The sequence below is a fragment of the Kiloniella sp. genome, assembly GCF_048270245.1.
In the GTDB taxonomy this organism is placed as follows: Bacteria; Pseudomonadota; Alphaproteobacteria; order Kiloniellales; family Kiloniellaceae; genus Kiloniella.
Genome location: NZ_JBLWTH010000005.1, coordinates 1 through 15,180 on the forward strand (window position 1 = coordinate 1; position 15,180 = coordinate 15,180).

Consider the following 15,180-nt stretch of genomic DNA (forward strand, 5'->3'; position numbering starts at 1 on the left):
CCAAATACCGCGAGCCAGCCCCGGAAGGTCAGGTCAGTGCACGCGGTGAACGTCGCAACAGACGCAAACGGGCCTAACGAATTCTCGTCACAGAAAGTGCAAAGCCCCGCCATCTGGTGGGGTTTTCTTTTTGGAAAAAGACAAAAGCCTCGCGCTCAGCGATAAGGTAGCAGCCATAGAGTATAAACAATAAAGGCTCTGCAATACGCAGAGCCTTTGTAAGTTAATCACATCAACAAGAGTTGTTGTAATCTTTTGGACAGCATCCTTATTTTTTAGCAGTAACACGTCCAGAGGTCGTACCCTCTACCGGGCTGTTTGCTGTGATATATTCAGCAAGTGCATCTTCCAGACTTGGTCCAAAATCATAAGCATCAATAGCGTGATCCGCCAAAACGCTGTATCCGTCACCACCGTTACGAACATAGTTGTTTGTTACCATGCTATAGATTTTGTTTTCATCCAGAGCAACAAAGCCATCCTTGTCGTTCCCGACCTCGACGGAAACAACGCGTGATCCCGGCTCTGCTTTTGGATCCCAAGTATAACGGGCACCAGCTAGCTGTGGGAAACGTCCTGCACCTTCTTCAACTTTTGACAGACCGTTTTCAAGCGCTTCGATAAAATGTGCGCCCTTAAGCTTGAAAGTCGCGATGGTATTCTGGAACGGCAGCACAGTAAGAACTTCGCCCATTGTTACCGGGCCAGCATCAATAGAGGCACGAACGCCACCACCGTTTTGTAGTGCAATAACAGCATCGCCACCCGTTGAATTCACACGGGCAAGCATTGCATCCGCAACCATGTTGGCCATCGCGCATTCGCCTGCACGACAAACAGACCTTGATCCATCAATAACACTTAATGCAGACCCTACTTCGCGTTTTTGAATTTCAGCCAATGGCTTATTCAATTCAGCAATGCGCGCTTGCATCTTTGCATCTTCTGGATAGGACTGATCCAGCAGAACAGTATCCCCGCTCCAGCCTTTCAGGTTACCATCGTCATCAAAAGTTAAGTTAAGTTCCCCCATAAACTTGGAATAGGCATAGGCCTGAACAATAGGAACCTTTTTGCCATCCGGGGCTGTTTCAACAACAGGGTAAGGTCCTTCGGCACGATCATTTGAATTGGAAAGCAAGGTGTGACTGTGGCCACCTACGATGACATCGACACCCGTCAACTGCTTTGCGACTTGCTTATCACGGGGAACACCCAAATGACTTAGCAAAATAATCTTGTTAACACCCTGAGCCTGCATTTGATCAACAATAGGCTGCACGACATTTGCAGTATCAAAGAAGGTAATACTATCTCCGGGACTGGATGTTTCATCAGTATCTTCAGCTAGTGCGCCAATGACACCGATCTTTTCGCCACCACGCTCAAGAATGATAGAGGTCCCGTATTTACCACGAAGCGCGGACCCCGGTGCGGCAATCGTATTGGCGCCGATGATCGGAAAATTTGCTTTTTCAATAAACTGTAAAAATACTTCCGGTCCGTCATCAAATTCATGGTTACCAATGGTCATGACGTCAAAGCCAGTCATATTCATAAGCTCAACCGCGGCCTGACCTTTGTAGTTGGTATAGAACAATGATCCCTGGAACTGGTCACCTGCATCAAGAACCAAAACGTTTCCACCTTTGGCTTCAAGAGCAGAACGACGGTCGTTTAATGCCTTTGAAACACGCGCAAAACCACCAAAGCACTTTCCTTCGGCAAGATCTTCATCTCCGCAAGTGGAATCATACTTGTTCACCGGCAGAATGCGCGAGTGTAAATCATTAATATGCAGAATGTTTAAGGAATAATCAGCCTGCACAGGTGCTGTCATCAGACATAGCCCAGTTGCAATAGCCGCCGCTCCGGAGAGGTGCTTTAACATCTTAAACTCCCAAAAAGTTATTCTCGTTATAAGCGAGAAAGAGTAAAAGCCTTTTCAAGATCAGTCCACTGATAAATACGAAAATATGGATATGAAGCAACGTCCCCAAATGCTAGCCACAAATCAAAATTTCTTTGAACTTACTCAGTCTATTATTCAATCAAACTTTGAAACAGTTCCAACTTTCCGTTCGCCGACCGTTCCAGTTCAGCATGTGATGCTACGTTTACCGTTCCTGAAAAAGGTAAAGACGTCTGTGCCCACAGCGAAAGCGCCGTTCTCTGATCGTCAGACAATTCCCCCTCTATGACAACATTCAAGGTTAACTCGTTCAAAGACACCTGAACAATCTGATATTCATGAATAGGCGCAATCGCCAACATTTCACCATAGGCCTGTGCTGATAAGGCAATCCATCGATATTCACCATCTGGTAGCCGTAACCTGTTTCGCTCTCGACCTAGGATCGATTTGAGAACAGGCAAGCCACGTCCACAGGAACAAGGGTCGCCAATAACACCGTAATCCCCGACAGCATAGCGAATAAGAGGCATGGCAAAATTATGCAAAGGAGTCACAACAATTTTTCCCGGAACACCAGCAGGACAGGCACGCCCCTGTTCGTCAATCACTTCCAGATAAACCCCTTCACTTTGAACATGGTAATGATTGTTTTCAGGGCATTGCAACCCCAAATACCCCAGTTCGCGCGTGGAATACAGATCAACAATCTTGACCCCGAAAGCCTGGTCAACAAGGTGACGAACTTTATCAGTCAGAACCTCTGAAATTGTCTCGACCTGTTTAAGGTTGGTCGGGCGTATCCCTTGTTTCAAGCAGTATTCCGCTAATTTTTGAACAACGCTGGGATAGGTGATCAGGAAATCCGGCTCATTTCGTAACAGCCATTCGGCCTGTTCTTCGACTTTAGCATTGATATTGAGCCCTGCGATCGGCCCTGTTTCAATCAAGGCGTCTTTACCTTTGAGCGCACCCCAGCCTTTCCCAACGGTTCCTGGGTACTCGGCCACTCCTTTTTTTGCGATCCGGATATGTCCCAACTTCCAAGCTGGGTTTCTGCCATGCCAAATATGATCTCTTGTGGTAAAGGCCCGCCAGAACACTCGGCTTAATTGTGTGTTTTTGACGGCAATGGGCTGGCCCGTCGACCCAGACGTATATTGCGTTTTAATTTTACCGTGGCTTTTTGGGGGAAATTTTGAAAGAAGATCGCCTCCTTCCCCCACGATGTTACCCCGCTCAAGAATAGGTAAGTCTTGCCAAGTACGCTGTAATTCCAGCGGCGAGTTAGGAACAGGGAAATTCTTATAATAGGGAACTGTTTTAATTGCGTATTTTAACAGTTGAAAAAGTTGCCCGAACTGAGCTTCTTCTATTTGCTCTTCGGGCCACCATTGACTGTTTTCCATCTGCGTCAAAGCAGCAGTGATAGCCATGTTCATGGAGTTTCCCAACTTTGGAAATTCCAAAAGAGGCACAGCACTGGTTAATTGATAACTCTCCAGCCAATTAAAATTCGGCAAATCCTCTCCCATAATGGCCCCACCTAAGCGATACATAACAAAGTTTGATCCTTATTCAGGGCATCATACAGTAAAATAAATCCTGGGAATACAAGCATTCCAAGACATCATCAGGGTCTTGGACAAAACATACTGTTTCACAAAACAAACAGGCCATCCGCATTACGAATGGCCTGTTGTTATAATATCCGACCCAAAGTGATCAGCTATTTAAAATGAAACGTGGTAATCAAAGTCAGATTGCCAAATTGCCTTTATTTGATGGCATCGACCACAACATGGGTCCAAGCACCTTCAGGTTTCTTGGTGATGACCGGATCTGATCCACCACTCAGAAGCGTGCTAACTGTACGCTCATAGTCAGCAGGGTCGAGCTTGCCGTCAGAGCCAGCCGTCAACTTATTGATTTCACCCATCATACGAACCTGATGTTTTTCTGTCTGTGCACCAGTTGCGTCATTTTCCAAAACAATTTCAGCTGCTTCTTCTGGGTTTTCACGTGCATAGTCCCAGCCCTTCATGCTGGCCGCAACGAAACGTGCCATTTTATCAACAAAAGCAGGATCTTTCAGATTTTCCTCAAGCACATAAAGGCCATCTTCCTGTGTCGCAACACCTTGTTCTTCATATTTGAAAACAACAAGTTCTGATTCAGGAATACCAGCATCAATAATCTGCCAATATTCGTTATAAGTCATTGTAGAGACACAATCCGCCTGCTTCTGCAGAAGTGGATCGACGTTGAAACCCTGCTTTAAAACGGAAACACCTTCAGCCCCACCATTGGTCGGCATTTGCAGTTTCGACATCCAGCTCAGGAAAGGATATTCATTTCCGAAGAACCATACGCCAAGTGTTCTGCCTTTGAAATCATCCGGAGACGTTATGCCTGTTTCCTTTAGACACGTCAGCATCATACCCGATGTTTTAAATGGTTGTGCTATATTTACCAATGGCACTCCCTTTTCACGAGAAGCAAGCGCCGATGGCATCCAATCAACCACAACATCAGCACCACCACCTGCAATAACCTGTGGCGGCGCAATATCAGGACCACCGGGCTTGATATTCACATCCAGATCGGCATCGTCATAAAAGCCTTTGTCTTTGGCAACATAATAGCCCGCGAACTGTGCCTGCGTTACCCACTTAAGTTGCAGATTGACAGTATCCGCAGCTTGAGCAACTCCACCAGCAACTCCAAAAGCCAGCGCAGCAGCACCCAATAACAGTTTCTTCATTATTATCTCCCTGTTGTGGTTCCATCTCAGCAAAACAGAATAATCCAACGGATTAACGACTGCTTCGAAAGGACGGATGCCAAAATGTACATGCCCGTTCTATAACGTTCATGATTCCATAAAAAGCAGTACCGGCAAGCGCAGCTACTGCAATCTCAGCCCAGACCATATCGACGTTCATACGGCCTACTTCGGTTGAAATTCGAAACCCCATACCAACAATCGGGGTACCGAAAAACTCGGCAACAATGGCCCCAATCATGGCAAGAGTAGAGTTAATTTTCAAGGCGTTGAATATAAAGGGTAACGCCGATGGTAAACGAAGCTTAATCAGACTTTGCCAATAACTTGCGGCATAGGTTTTCATCATGTCTTTTTCGATGGACGACGTAATGGACAGGCCTGCCACTGTATTTACCAGCATGGGAAAGAAGGTCATGATGATGACTACTGCTGCCTTTGACTGCCAATCAAACCCGAACCACATCACCATAATGGGGGCAACCCCAATAATCGGCAAGGCACTAACCAAGTTACCAATCGGCAGCAATCCACGTTGTAAGAAAGGACTTCGGTCAATCAGAATAGCAGTGATAAATGCACTTCCACACCCGAGAACATATCCAATTAAAACAGCCTTTAGGAATGTTTGTTGGAAATCGGCCCATAGGATATCTGTCGAAGCCATAAACCGTGCCCCAATCATGCTTGGAGGCGGCAAAAGCACTGTAGGCACTTGAAATCCGCGGACAACAAGCTCCCAAAGTAATAACAACCAGACACCAAACAATATAGGCACAACAATATTGTAAAAGCGTTTTGCCGTAGGTGTTTTTGTTTTCTTTGCTGACAGCTGATCAACCAAAATCCACGCCATTAACCACGCAGATAACACCAAGCACCAGAAACCGGATGTTAAGTTTTGATCGGCAACATCAAGTCGCGCCAGCATGATCCATGCCCCGACATGAGGCAGGATCACCATCACCAAATCAGCAATTAATCCCTTTAGAAGATTAAGAATTACGGCTATAGAAGCCAATAAAGAAACAACGGCAAAAGCAGTAAGCCCGCTATCATCCCACACAGAAATGGCTTCACCGTTTATCTCACCAAGAGGGAAGAAAAACAGAGCCAGAAGAGAGAGTATCCCGCTGAGAATAGCAAGTGATTGTCGAAAGTTAATCATTGTGCCATCCCCATTTTCTTTAGGACAATCTTATTGGATATACCAACCAGAGCAACTAAACCCGCTGCCAGTAAAGCCGCCGCAATCAAGGCCGACCAGATTTGAACAGTTTGACCGTAATAGGACCCGGCCAACAACCTTGCCCCTAACCCTTCGACGGCACCTGTCGGTAGTTCACCAACAATTGCCCCCACAAGACTGGTGGCAATCGCAACCTTCATACCAGTGAACAAATAAGGTACCGACGACGGCCAGCGTAGTTTCCAGAAAAGATCCCAGTTCGATGCATTATACGTCCGCATAAGATCAAGATGAATAACCTCTGGTGAACGAAGGCCCTTAACAATACCAACTGTTATGGGAAAAAAGCTCAGGTACGTCGCAATAAAGGCCTTGGGCAAAATACCCTGAATTCCAATAGCATTAAGCACCACAATAATCATTGGCGCAATTGCGAGAATAGGGATCGTTTGAGAGGAAATAATCCAAGGCATCAGGCTTTTTTCAAGACTTCGATTATGGACAATACCGACAGCAAGCAAAATTCCTAACCCTGTCCCGATAACAAAACCAAGCAACGTGGTAGATAGTGTTATCCAGCTGTGATAAACGAGAGAACGTTTCGACGTGACCTTTTTAAGAATAGTGGTCTTGTACAGTTCGACGACAACTTGATGTGGTGCGGGTAAGACAGGACGTTCTTGTGCCAAGGTATCACTGATAAGCTGGCTTGTTGTCCATTCAACATTATTACGCTTGTAAATATCTTCCTGAAAAGGGCTGTTCAACATAACAGCAGAGAAATACCATATAGCGATGATTGCCATTACAATCACGAAGACAGGGCCCGTTTTCCTGGACATTAACCGAGACCAAAGCCCCTGTCCCCCAGACGCACCGGAAGAAATAAGAGCATCAGTCGTCATAGCTATGCCCTTCTTTCAAACCTTCACGGACACGATGGGCAATTTCCAAGAACTCTGGTGTCTCGCGAATATCAAGCCCGCGATCGCGAGGAAGATTGCAGTCAATAACATCGTAAATGCAGCCCGGTCTTGGGGACATCACCACAATTTTTGAAGACAGAAAAACCGCTTCGGGAATAGAGTGGGTCACAAACAAAACCGTCTTATCCGTTTTGTCCCACAGCCTTAAAAGCTGTTCGTTCAGGTGGTCTCGGACAATTTCATCTAACGCGCCAAAAGGCTCATCCATCAACAGAAGTTCGGGATCGAATGAAAGCGCACGCGCGATCGAAGCCCGTTGCTGCATACCACCCGAAAGTTGCCATGGATATTTCTTATCAAATCCTGAAAGATTTACGAGTTCCATATTGCGCGCAATTCGGTCCTGCCGCTCTGATTTTGGAATTCCCATTACCTCTAGCGGTAAAGAAATATTACCCGCGATTGTTCGCCACGGGTAAAGGGCTGGTGCCTGAAAAACATATCCATAATCCCGGTTAAGTCGGGCATCGCGTGCGCTAACGCCATTAACCAAGAGCTCACCACCCGTAGGCTGCTCCAGGTCGGCGACAGCTCTGAGCAAAGTCGTTTTACCGCACCCGGAAGGCCCGATGAAGGAAACGAAATCGCCCTGATTAATGGTAAGATCAATATCAGATAACGCATGAACGGGGCCGTCATTTGTCTCAAAAGTAAGCGACAGCCCTTTGATATTAACAACAGAGTTTATACTTTGCCCCTGTTCAGCAGTCATTGTCTCTGGTTTCATCGTCTTTGGGTTCATCCCGTTTGTATCCATCTTTTCTGCCTTTCCGGTCGTTCCCTGTTTAGAACCTCCGGCGGCGCCAGTTGCATTCCCATTTGTACTAATGGCTGTAGATTGCAGCATGGCATAACTCCCTGTGTATAGAACTCTGTCTTTAGTGACAGTTATCGTTCTTGTTTTGAAGTGGCACAAAATTGGATTGTGCCACTCCTTTTCTTCCAGCCAAAATTAATTCAGCTTGTACTTTTCACGAATAAAACAGCGGGCAAATCTATACACCAGCAGGCATATTTTCAGCTTTGCGTTCTACCTTACGCGGTGCTGTGATTTCTTTCCACTTGGAAAGTGCTTTGTTGACGGCAGGATAAGAATCACGCGCAACGAATTCGCCATGACCCGGTTCAGCTTTAACGGCGCTTTCTTCGACAGAGACCTTGCCGCGTGTCAGGGTAAAGCGTGGCAAACCAGTAACTTCTTTGCCTTCGAAAACATTGTATTCGATGACAGATTGCTGGTTTTTGGCTGAAATCGTTTTAGAACGTTTTGGATCCCAAACAACCAAATCAGCATCGGCCCCGACCATCACAGCACCTTTTTTAGGATACATGTTCAGGATTTTAGCAATGTTTGTTGACGTCACAGCCACAAATTCATTCATTGTCAGGCGACCAGTTTGAACCCCGTGTGTCCAAAGCATTGGCATACGGTCTTCCAATCCACCCGTGCCGTTTGGAATTTTGGTAAAGTCCCCAATGCCAAAGCGTTTTTGTTCAGCCGTAAAAGCGCAATGATCCGTCGCCACAACCTGAAGTGACCCAGATTGTAGGCCAGCCCAGAGACTATCCTGATGTTGTTTATTACGGAAAGGTGGCGACATGACACGTTGCGCAGAATGATCCCAATCCGGGTGTGCGTATTCACTGTCATCCAAGGTCAAATGCTGAATAAGCGGTTCACCAAAAACACGCATTCCCTTTTGACGCGCCCGACGAATGGCTTCATGTGCCTGCTCACAAGACGTATGCACGATGTAAAGTGGTACCCCAGCCATATCCGCAATCATAATAGCGCGGTTAGCGGCTTCGCCTTCTACCTCTGGCGGTCTGGAATAGGAATGTGCTTCAGGGCCGTTGTTTCCTTCGGCCAAAAGACGTTGCTGTAATGTCGCAACGACATCCCCATTTTCCGCATGAACCAAAGGCATTGCGCCCAAAGCAGAACAACGCTGAAACGATGCAAACATTTCATCATCATCAACCATCAAAGCGCCTTTATAAGCCATGAAATGCTTAAAGGTATTGATCCCGCGACCGACGACTTCTTCCATTTCATTAAAGACCTGTTCACCCCACCAAGTTACGGCCATATGATAGGAATAGTCAGCACAGGCTGCGCCTGATTTTTGTTGCCAGATTGCCAATGCTTCCATCAGGGACTGGCCCGGTGCAGGAAGGCAAAAATCAACCACCATGGTTGTCCCCCCTGCGAGACCTGCCCGGGTTCCACTTTCGAAATTATCGGCAGAGTGCGTCCCCATGAACGGCATTTCAAGATGCACGTGAGGATCAATACCACCCGGCATAATGTAGCACCCTGTAGCATCCAACGTTTCATTACCGGAAAGGTTTTGCCCGATTTCAGTGATCTTGCCACCTTCGACCAGGACGTCTGCTTCGTAAGATAAATCTGCGGTAACAACTGTACCGCCTTTAATGACTTTACTCATGATTTCACCCTTTCCCTATTCAACGATTTCAGCAGTTTCGACGACAGCATGGAACAAAACATCAGCCCCGGCACCCGCCCATTCAGGCGAAATTTCTTCGTCCTCGTTATGGCTAAGCCCATCTACACAAGGACACATAACCATTGCGGTTGGCGCAACACGGTTAACCCAACAGGCATCGTGTCCAGCCCCAGAGACAATATCACGGTGAGAATAGCCAAGACGCACAGCCGCATTACGAACAGCAGAGACACAACCTTCGTCAAAGGTAACAGGATCAAAAGCACCAGCCTGTTCAATTTCCATTGTCAGCCCAATTTCTTCGATAATCTCGCGGCCTTCAAAACGCAGGGCCTGTTCCATCGCAGTGATGACATCCTTATTCGGATGACGGAAATCAATGGTAAAGACAGCCTTGCCCGGAATGATGTTACGGGAATTAGGATAGACATCCATATGACCAACTGCCCCCACAGCATGGGGCGCATAACGCAGCGCAATATCGTTTACCAGCTCGGTAATACGCGCGGCACCCAGACCTGCATTCACACGCTTTAGCATCGGTGTTGAACCGGTATGGCTTTCCTTCCCCGTTAAGGTGACCTGTAACCAGTTTAGACCCTGACCATGGGTGACAACACCAATATCAACATTCTCATCTTCCAGAATTGGCCCTTGCTCGATATGGAGTTCGAACATCGCGTGGAGCTTTCGTTCCCCGATGGGTTCATCCCCAACAAAGCCAATCCGTTTCAGTTCGTCACCAAACTTCAAGCCTTCGGCATCTTCCCGGTTATAGGCCCAATCCTGCGTATGAACACCCGCAAAAACCCCGGATGCCAGCATCGCAGGGGCAAAACGCGTGCCCTCTTCGTTGGTCCAGTTCACAACCTCGATCGCACGTTTGGTCTTTATGCCCATGTCATTCAAGCTGCGAATGATTTCCAGACCAGCAAGAACACCGAGCACACCGTCATACTTTCCACCTGTTGGCTGTGTATCAAGATGAGAGCCCACCATCACAGGCAACAGACTTGGGTCCGTTCCTTCGTGACGGGCAAACATATTGCCCATACTATCAATCCCGACGGTCATGCCTGCTTCTTCGCACCAGCGTTTAAACAGGTGACGTCCTTCGGCATCTTCATCGGTTAAGGTCTGGCGATTATTTCCCCCGCGAACGCCGGGCCCAATCTTTGCCATCTCCATCAATGAATCCCACAGTCTGGGGGAATTGATATGCATATTATCGGCTGGTTTGCTCATGATAAGCTCCCTGAAAATATTTTCTTATAATTCGTTATCTCTAAAAAAGGCATCGGGATGAAGTTGTTCGTTCTTCCCGATGCCTTGATATTTTAATCCATATTCGGGAAGGTAAAGACCGCCCCTTCTTTGATGCCAGCTGGCCAGCGTGTCGTTACCGTTTTAAGCCTTGTATAGAAACGCACACCCTCGGGACCGTAGATTGAATGATCACCAAAGAGCGACCGCTTCCACCCACCAAAAGAATGGTAGGCAACAGGCACAGGGATTGGCACGTTCACACCAACCATGCCGACTTCGATATCATCTGCGAATGACCGCGCAGCATCACCATCACGCGTAAAGATTGCTGTACCGTTTCCATATTCGTGCTTATTGATAAGATCCACAGCGTGATCATAATCCTTGGCACGCAGAACAGACAGAACAGGGCCAAAAATCTCTTCTTTGTAGATTGTCATATCATCGGTAACACGATCAAAAAGAGTTCCCCCGACGAAGTAACCGTCTTCATAGCCCTGTAATTTGAAGTTACGACCGTCAACAACCAGCTCAGCGCCCTGATCAACACCCTGGTCAATATAGCCAAGTACCTTTTCCTGATGGGCTTTGGTTATCACAGGCCCCATATCAGCATCGGAATCTGTACTCGGCCCGATCCGCATACTTTCGACCCGGGGCTTGAGAATCTCAACCAGTTTGTCCGCCGTTTCTTCGCCCACGGGTACAGCGACAGAAATTGCCATGCAACGCTCACCAGCAGAACCATATCCTGCGCCCATCAAGGCATCCGCAGCTTTATTCATATCCGCATCAGGCATGATGATCATATGGTTTTTAGCACCACCAAGGGCCTGAACACGTTTGCCTTTTGCCGTTCCACGCGAATAAACATATTCTGCAATCGGGGTTGACCCGACAAAAGAAATTGCCTTCACATCAGGGTGATCCAAAAGGGTATCAACTGCTTCTTTATCGCCATGAACGACGTTCAAGACACCATCCGGGAAACCAGCTTTTTTAAAGAGATCCCAAATCAACATCGGCGCCGATGGATCACGTTCTGACGGCTTAAGCACAAAGGTGTTCCCGGCAGCAATAGCAATTGGATACATCCAAAGCGGTACCATCCCAGGGAAGTTAAAAGGTGTAATCCCCGCGACAACCCCAAGAGGCTGTCGATCAGAATAGCTATCCACCTGCGGACCAACATTCCGGCTGAACTCGCCTTTTAGAAGTTGAGGAATACCACAGGCAAACTCGACAACTTCGATACCGCGAGCAACTTCGCCCAAGGCATCATCGTGCGTTTTACCATGTTCGCGGCTGATTTCACGCGCTATATCACCAGCATGTGCGTCTAGGAGTTCTTTAAATCGGAACATATAACGCGCCCGTTTTAACGGCGGCGTTGCCCCCCACTCTTTTGCGACAGCTTTGGCAGATGCAACTGCTTGGTTTACCTCATCAACAGTTGAGAGAGGAAGCTCTGCAATCTGTTCGCCCGTTGCCGGGTTAAAAATCTGAGAGCTTCGCGTACTGGAAGAAAGGCGTCTTTCGCCCGCAATTGCATTACTGATCCGTTCCATTTTCACCACCCATAAATTAGTCAAGCGCAAGAACGCTTACTTTAATTTCAACTTATTGCTTTTCATTTGCGTGCAAATTCGCAACCCAAAAAGCAACCTATGACAAACGGCCGTAGGACAACGGGGGTGAAGGATAAGGAAATGTTTTACGCCAACAACGATGATCTGTTATTGCGTCATAAAAAGGTAAGCAACCCAAACAATGTGAAATCGCTATAAATTCTTTTTTTTAACTTTTTACGATTTTTGCTGTTTGAATTAAAGATAACTCCACAAACAAGATATCTTCGGTATGAAGCTCAATCAGATCAGTTGTTGCCACCTATTTTATGCATGTACCTATACTCCCTGTACTACCGGTGTCTTAATATCCCCGGCCTTGTTTTTATTTTGGCAGTTGTTTAACCTGCCTTGATAATTATTTACTTTATGGTCAATATTTAAGCGTATTTTTCTTAAATTTCTGACCAAATGGTCAAATTAACGCTACTAAATCCTGACCATTTGGTCAACACTAAAAACACATGCCGGATCCCGCCGGGACAACACGGCAGGAAACAAAATGATAAAAACGGAAAGAGCAATAAAATCAAACTCTAAGGCAAGTATACGGCAAGAAAAAGAGAAGATAATTCTTAAGGCCGCTGAGAGTGTTTTTGCCGAGTATGGTTTTCAAGGAGCAACGACAAGCATGATTGCTGAGCGGGCGAAAATCCCAAAGGCCAATCTTCACTACTACTTTCCAACTAAACAAGCTCTTTATCGACAGGTTGTTGATAACATTTTCAACATATGGCTACAGGCCGCAGATTCATTTGACGACTGTGACGACCCCGTCGAAGCCCTGACCCGTTATATCGAAAAGAAAATGGATATATCCCGTGAAAACCCCATGGGATCAAAGGTATGGGCAAACGAAATTATTCGCCGCGCCCCCGTTATTCAGGATTATCTGGAAACAACCTTGAAGGACTGGACTGAATCAAGGGTGGCCGTCATCCAACGGTGGATAGATCAGGGTCGAATTAACCCAGTAGACCCGCATTACCTACTCTATATGATCTGGTCAACAACACAGCATTATGCCGATTTCAATCACCAGATTGAAACGTTGAACGGGGGAAAACCCTTAAGCGATAAGCAGTACCAAACTGCAAAAGACAATGCTATAGAGATTGTCCTCAAGGGTATCGGAGCCCGATAAGTTAGTCCTTACAAAAGCAAAAAGAAGTTAGCGGTCATGCACCCAAGAGCCGGTCAAACAAAAAAACGAACACGTATACAAGCCAAAAACGAGGCGAAAATTCTGGAAGCAGCCCTCGATATTTTTGCCACCTTTGGTTTTCGAGGCACAACCATCGACCAGATTGCGCAAAAGGCGGAAATGTCAAAGCCAAACCTGCTTTATTATTTCCGGCGCAAAGAAGATATCTATATTTCCGTTCTAGAACGGACACTGGATGAATGGCTAACTCCGCTTACAGAACTTGATCCAGACGGCGACCCCATAGAAGAAATTGGCAAATACACGAGCTTAAAATTAAAGATGTCCCAGAATGACCCAACGGCATCGCGACTTTTTGCTAATGAAATCCTTCATGGTGCCCCAATGATTGAGCATGTCCTCAAAGGATCACTCAAAAATCTGGTCGATGAAAAAGCTACGGTCATTCACCATTGGGTCAAGTCAGGCAAGTTGACCAAGGTTGATCCCTACCACCTTATCTTTATGATCTGGGCAACAACCCAGCACTATGCCGACTTCAAAATACAAATGCGGGCGATATTGGGCGACGACGTTGATCAACCGGATTATTACGAAAAAGCCGGACAGACAATCAGCACCGTCTTTTTTGAAGGCATCAAACCGAGGTAAACCGAACAGAGAATGCCTCATCCATCGAATTATCAAGTCTTTTAGGGTCGATTTCTGGGGTTATTTTCTGGGGTTATTTTCTGGGGTCGAGCCCTAGCCGTCAGTCAGCACTTCGTTGCAAGAAAATCATTGCAGATGCCGTAATAACCACACCAATAATCAGCTTAATATCGGGTACAGAACCAGAAATAATGCTTTGAATAACAAGGACAATAGCAGGGGTCAGAAAAGTATAGGCCATGACCTTTGCTGCGGGCAGTCGAAAGCTTGCAAACTTCAGCAGATAAAAAGAAAAAGCTGTGTTACATATCGCAAGATAAACAATTGCGGCATAAATAGTCCAATCAAGCTGTCCCCAAGGGCTTGTTTGAATCTGATCAAACCCATAGATACCCAGTAAAATCATCCCGGCAATAAGAGTCCAGAACGTCAGCACCAAAAGGTTTTCACCACCATGATATTTGCGGACAAACGGCGAATAGGCACTGTAACTAAAACATCCAACCAGGAAAATTAGCTCTCCCTTGCCAAGAGAAAAGTTGAGTAGATTATCGATACTGCCCCCGAAAACAATCCAGATCGCCCCAAGAGCTGCGATAATCAGGCCCACCCACAGACGAATAGTTGTTCTTTGCCCCAACAAAAAGAAGGCAATAACAGCAGTCATCATTGGAATAAGAGTAAAGACGGCCCCCAAGTTAACCGCACTTCCCCAGCGAAGACCTTCGAACATGGTGATAAAAAACACAACAAGCAGAAAACCGAGCCAAAAGTATTTGAGAAGTAAAAGCGGCCCCGACCCCGATCTCTGCCACGGCCGTTGTTTTTTGACCAACAACAATAGACCAAAAGCACTGGAAGCAATAACAAACCGTAGAAATGTCAGGGCACTTGGATCAAGAGCATGCGTTATCGCTGACCCGACAGGAAAAGAAGTGCTAACAAAAAAGATGAACAGCAACATGGCACCATGCGCTGTTCGATTATTTGATGTCTGATTATCAGAGTTTGAGGATAGCGCTGACGCTTCCGGATTAGATCTAACTGACACGCTATCTTCCTTTAATGGCTCGATAATTCTTTTCTAGCCCGAAAAAATCAGGCCGCGAAAGATAACGCGTCAGATA

At 46.5% G+C, this 15,180-nt stretch carries 12 protein-coding genes; 2 read left to right on the top strand and 10 right to left on the bottom strand.

Features of this window, described 5'->3' with window-relative positions; all coding sequences use genetic code 11:
- Positions 1 to 268 precede the first annotated feature (268 nt).
- The 9 genes from ACN0W5_RS12275 to ACN0W5_RS12315 all read right to left on the bottom strand — a co-directional run bounded on the left by ACN0W5_RS12275 (position 269) and on the right by ACN0W5_RS12315 (position 12,177).
- The gene (locus ACN0W5_RS12275) at positions 269 to 1,891 is read right to left on the bottom strand and encodes a bifunctional metallophosphatase/5'-nucleotidase (protein WP_417454387.1); all 1,623 of its coding nucleotides are present in this window, start codon (positions 1,889 to 1,891) and stop codon (positions 269 to 271) included.
- 152 nt (positions 1,892 to 2,043) lie between these two features.
- Entirely contained in the window at positions 2,044 to 3,435 is a 1,392-nt protein-coding gene (locus ACN0W5_RS12280; protein ID WP_417454388.1) for a phenylacetate--CoA ligase family protein, read from the bottom strand.
- A gap of 254 nt (positions 3,436 to 3,689) precedes the next feature.
- A complete protein-coding gene (locus ACN0W5_RS12285; protein WP_417454389.1) occupies positions 3,690 to 4,676 on the bottom strand; it encodes an ABC transporter substrate-binding protein in 987 nt (328 codons plus the stop codon).
- Between the two features lie 52 nt (positions 4,677 to 4,728).
- Positions 4,729 to 5,865 (bottom strand): ABC transporter permease, encoded by a 1,137-nt coding sequence (locus ACN0W5_RS12290; protein WP_417454390.1) that lies wholly within the window; start codon positions 5,863 to 5,865, stop codon positions 4,729 to 4,731.
- Positions 5,862 to 6,791, bottom strand: coding sequence for an ABC transporter permease (locus tag ACN0W5_RS12295; RefSeq protein ID WP_417454391.1), 930 nt, complete (start codon positions 6,789 to 6,791; stop codon positions 5,862 to 5,864). Before ACN0W5_RS12295 ends, ACN0W5_RS12290 begins: the two co-directional genes overlap by 4 nt.
- The gene (locus ACN0W5_RS12300; RefSeq protein WP_417454732.1) at positions 6,781 to 7,599 is read right to left on the bottom strand and encodes an ABC transporter ATP-binding protein; all 819 of its coding nucleotides are present in this window, start codon (positions 7,597 to 7,599) and stop codon (positions 6,781 to 6,783) included. The genes ACN0W5_RS12295 and ACN0W5_RS12300 overlap by 11 nt, the downstream gene beginning before the upstream one ends.
- Positions 7,600 to 7,867: 268 nt before the next feature.
- Positions 7,868 to 9,322: a dihydropyrimidinase gene (gene hydA / locus ACN0W5_RS12305; protein ID WP_417454392.1), complete on the bottom strand. Its 1,455-nt coding sequence runs from the start codon at positions 9,320 to 9,322 to the stop codon at positions 7,868 to 7,870.
- A 15-nt stretch (positions 9,323 to 9,337) separates the two neighbouring features.
- Entirely contained in the window at positions 9,338 to 10,588 is a 1,251-nt protein-coding gene (locus tag ACN0W5_RS12310) for a Zn-dependent hydrolase (protein WP_417454393.1), read from the bottom strand.
- 92 nt (positions 10,589 to 10,680) lie between these two features.
- Positions 10,681 to 12,177 carry a CoA-acylating methylmalonate-semialdehyde dehydrogenase gene (locus ACN0W5_RS12315; protein WP_299371647.1) on the bottom strand — a complete coding sequence of 499 codons (1,497 nt, stop codon included), beginning with the start codon at positions 12,175 to 12,177 and terminating at the stop codon, positions 10,681 to 10,683.
- 562 nt (positions 12,178 to 12,739) lie between these two features.
- On the opposite strand from ACN0W5_RS12315, the gene ACN0W5_RS12320 reads away from it, so the two are divergent.
- A complete protein-coding gene (locus ACN0W5_RS12320; protein ID WP_417454394.1) occupies positions 12,740 to 13,381 on the top strand; it encodes a TetR/AcrR family transcriptional regulator in 642 nt (213 codons plus the stop codon).
- Between the two features lie 36 nt (positions 13,382 to 13,417).
- The gene (locus ACN0W5_RS12325) at positions 13,418 to 14,053 is read left to right on the top strand and encodes a TetR family transcriptional regulator C-terminal domain-containing protein (RefSeq protein WP_417454395.1); all 636 of its coding nucleotides are present in this window, start codon (positions 13,418 to 13,420) and stop codon (positions 14,051 to 14,053) included.
- 100 nt (positions 14,054 to 14,153) lie between these two features.
- Here the strand turns inward: ACN0W5_RS12325 and ACN0W5_RS12330 are convergent, their stop codons facing one another.
- On the bottom strand, positions 14,154 to 15,104 hold the full coding sequence (locus ACN0W5_RS12330; RefSeq protein WP_417454396.1) for a DMT family transporter: 951 nt from the start codon (positions 15,102 to 15,104) through the stop codon (positions 14,154 to 14,156).
- Positions 15,105 to 15,180: the final 76 nt, after the last annotated feature.

Coding starts and splice junctions, on each gene's coding strand:
- ACN0W5_RS12285 (WP_417454389.1), bottom strand. CDS start 4,676: ATGAAGAAACTGTTATTGGGTGCTGCTGCGCTGGCTTTTGGAGTTGCT.
- ACN0W5_RS12325 (WP_417454395.1), top strand. CDS start 13,418: ATGCACCCAAGAGCCGGTCAAACAAAAAAACGAACACGTATACAAGCC.
- hydA (WP_417454392.1), bottom strand. CDS start 9,322: ATGAGTAAAGTCATTAAAGGCGGTACAGTTGTTACCGCAGATTTATCT.
- ACN0W5_RS12320 (WP_417454394.1), top strand. CDS start 12,740: ATGATAAAAACGGAAAGAGCAATAAAATCAAACTCTAAGGCAAGTATA.
- ACN0W5_RS12310 (WP_417454393.1), bottom strand. CDS start 10,588: ATGAGCAAACCAGCCGATAATATGCATATCAATTCCCCCAGACTGTGG.
- ACN0W5_RS12295 (WP_417454391.1), bottom strand. CDS start 6,791: ATGACGACTGATGCTCTTATTTCTTCCGGTGCGTCTGGGGGACAGGGG.
- ACN0W5_RS12290 (WP_417454390.1), bottom strand. CDS start 5,865: ATGATTAACTTTCGACAATCACTTGCTATTCTCAGCGGGATACTCTCT.
- ACN0W5_RS12315 (WP_299371647.1), bottom strand. CDS start 12,177: ATGGAACGGATCAGTAATGCAATTGCGGGCGAAAGACGCCTTTCTTCC.
- ACN0W5_RS12300 (WP_417454732.1), bottom strand. CDS start 7,599: ATGAAACCAGAGACAATGACTGCTGAACAGGGGCAAAGTATAAACTCT.
- ACN0W5_RS12275 (WP_417454387.1), bottom strand. CDS start 1,891: ATGTTAAAGCACCTCTCCGGAGCGGCGGCTATTGCAACTGGGCTATGT.